Annotated in this window: 1 pseudogene; it reads left to right on the top strand. The window is 59.8% G+C overall.

The window, feature by feature from the left end:
• Positions 1–2,664, top strand: a pseudogene (locus ACFXN1_RS51535) (hypothetical protein); the annotation flags it as partial.
• Positions 2,665–3,321 lie beyond the last annotated feature (657 nt).

The raw sequence follows: 3,321 nt of genomic DNA, 5'->3' as shown, positions 1-3,321 counted from the left end.
GACCCGATCTCCAGCGCGTTCCTCAAAGACTTCTCCAGCCGTAAGACTGCGATCGAACAGCAAGAAGCGCTGAACAAGGTTCTGGGTGATACCAAGCTTGAGATGTCCGACCTTGGTTCGGTCATCGCTTCGGGTGGTCCTAAGTATGAAGCCCTCGTGGCTGGTCTCGAAAAGACCGGCGACTCTGGCCGTACCGCTCTGGACGCTATCAAGCGAACCCGGGACGAGATTCAGAAGGCCACCAACGAGGCGAAGAACTCGACTCCGGGATTCGGCACGCTTTCTTCGGCCATCAAGGTGTTGGCGGATGAATCGTCTACTGCGGACGATCGTCTGAACGCTATGAAGGACACCTTGGACGTGATCGCCGGTAGGCCAGTGCAGCTTGACAAGGCTATGCAGGACTACAACCGGACGCTCCGTGAGACCACGGAGGCGACTAAGGAAACCTGGGACCAAACCAAGGGCTTCGGTGAAGGGCTGCTTGACGAAAACGGCAAGCTGTCCACGAAGACCGAAAACGGTGATCGGCTCCAAACCCAGTTGGACACTCTTCGCGACAAGGTTCTGAAGGTCGCGAATGCAGGTGGAGATCTGGGACCGGTATTCGCGGATCTCGCTACCAAGTACGAAGAACTCGGAACGGCTACCGGTCTCGGTGCCGATGGCATCAAGAAGATTGCGGATGCTCAGGGACTCGTTCAACGAGACATCGAGATCACAGCGAACCTGAAGGGCGCTGACGAGACGACACAACGTCTCGCGGTCATCCAGGATCTTCTCAAAGCGAATTCAGGCGTTACTGAAATCCCGCTGGAGTGGACGAAGTCTGAAGAAGTAAAGAAGGCGCTGGATGAGGCTGGTGTAAAACTAGACGAGATCAACGCCAAGCCGGGTGAGGTAAAGCTCAAGGCCCCGAAGCTTGATGAAGTCCTCACCAAGCTTCAGAACCTTGTTTCTCTGAAGATCCCGGATAAAACCGTCAACATCACGTACGCCGAAGCTACGGCTTCCGGCGAGTGGCGTGCACCTATGGTGTTTCCTCCGGCGCACCGCGCTACCGGCGGACCTATCAACGGCGCGGGCACCGGTACCTCTGACTCGATTCCTGCGCTTCTATCACATGGTGAGCATGTGTGGACCGCGCGTGAGGTTGACGCGGTCGGTGGGCAAGGTGCGATGTACAACCTTCGCTCTCGGGCACTGGCCGGCGGGCTCAGGTTCGCTGAGGGTGGCGCTGCCATGCCTGCTGGTGTCTCGGATGCGGTCAAGGCTGCCCAGGAAGCCGAAGGCCACAAGTATTTCTGGTCCGGTGTTGGTCTCAACAACTTCGACTGTTCCGGATTCATCGGCTTCCTTCAGCAGGTTGCGATGGGTCTCGGCAAGGTCGCCAAACGTATCTACACCACGACGTCTCTGATCGGTGGTGCCACAGCAGGTTTGGTGTCCGGTCTCGGTCCGTCCGGGACTTGGTTCCAGGTCGGTGTGTCAGAAGAACACATGGCCGGCACGATTGCGGGCCTCAACGTGGAGTCCGGAGGCCAGTACGGCACTTCGGGCATCGGTGCAGGCCGTGCGGGTGCGGGTGATTCCCAGTTCCCGTACAAGTTCCATCTTCCGAACTCGTTGGTTGCGGGTATCGGATCGTTGACGACCGGTGGAACCATCTCGACATGGACCGACGCCAACGAACGTGAGCTGGAACGGCTCACGATCGCTGTGGACGAAGCAAAGAAGCGACGCGACGAGACGTACGCCAAGTCGGATGCCTCCGCCTCCGACAAACGCAAAGCGGATCTCGACGTTGCGGACGCTCAAGACGCCGTGGTCAAGAAGCAAGAGGAGAAGGACAAAGCCGGGCAGTCGCTAGGCGGGTCTCGGGTCGCTCCCCAAGCACCCGCGTTGTCCAAGAAGTACACCGACAACGAGAAGTCGTATGCGTCGCTTCTGCAAGCGGTAGAGCAAGCGAACAAGTCCCGCAACGAGGTGTATGACAACCCGGCGTCCACGGATGCTGACAAGCAAGTCTCGGATATCGCGCTTCAGGAAGCGATTTCGAAGCTGGAGAACAACGACTCTTCGAAGTCGTCGGCGAAGACGGTCAAGGACATCTTCACCACCTGGGCATCCAGCACCGCGGGTGCTGCCTTCGACGCGTTCAAGACTCAGCTCCCCGACAAGATCTCGGGGTCTCGCTGGTGGGATGTTGCCGATCAAGCTGTGGCGCTTGTGAACTCGGATGACACCGAGTCCGGTACGTCGGTGGCTCAAGCGTTGCAGAACATCGGCACGTTCGGTGCCAACGCGTTCGCGGGACAGCTCGGGTACAACTCGAAGCGAGAGGTCCCGGACTGGGTGAAGAACCTGAAGTCCGCCGCTGTGTACGACACGGGCGGCTGGCTGCCTCCGGGCGGTATGGCCGTGAACATGTCGAACACGCCTGAACCGATCTTCAACTCTCCGAAGCAACTTCAGGACTTCGCCGGTTCCAGCCTTCAGCCGGCGCAGGGTGGGGGCCAGGGTTTCCTGACTGAGGAGACGCTAGAGCGGTATATGCGTCTCCGCCCGATCTACAACGTCCACACAGGCGCTAGCGCCTCGGAAGTGATGCAAGCGATCCGCGTTGAGCAGAAGCGGCAGAGTGCGACGTTCAAGCGCCGGTAGGTCGTCACCCGTGTGTTACAGTCCCCGAAGACAAGTCAGCCCCCGGAAGCGCTCAACGCCGCCGGGGGCCTGGGCGAGGATCTGGTACTAGCAGACCGACGCCGTAGGCGTGAGCCTACCGCATTCGGCTATTCAGCCATCTTCCCCGCTTGCTGCGCTGCGACCGTCGTAACTCCACGGTTGGGCCGCTTCACTAGCGGTGCCGTCGCCCGTCAGAGGGGCCACTGCACCTTTTCCGATGACACAGAGCCGCACGTAACGGCGGACTCGGAGTGCCCTGGCGTTGTTGCCGGGTGGATCGTTGGACGGCAACCGGGTTACCCGTGCTCTGCGTCCATGTCCGGGCTCTGTGCAGTATCCCAGTCCCGGCCTGCCGAGTAATCCCCGGCGGGCGTGCAAACCAAACGACCGAAGCGACCGACCGACCGGCGTGAGGGGTGCTCCTGTGCCTTGCGGTACGGGGTACGCCCTGCACTTCTCTCCGCTCACTCTCTCCCAGCGTGGAGGTTGTAACGTCGCCGGTCAGGTCTATATTCGGATGTGTAGTTCTCCGGCAGTTGACATGTCGACGGTCGAACATGTACAACTTACGTGTGAGCAACGAACATGTAGGGAAACGGATACTCGGACGTATCCGACTGTCCCGGGAGGCAGAGG

Origin of the sequence: Nocardia sp. NPDC059154 (assembly GCF_042755705.1) — a bacterium.
GTDB lineage: Bacteria > Actinomycetota > Actinomycetes > Mycobacteriales > Mycobacteriaceae > Nocardia.
This window is presented reverse-complemented; position numbering and strand designations above follow the sequence as displayed.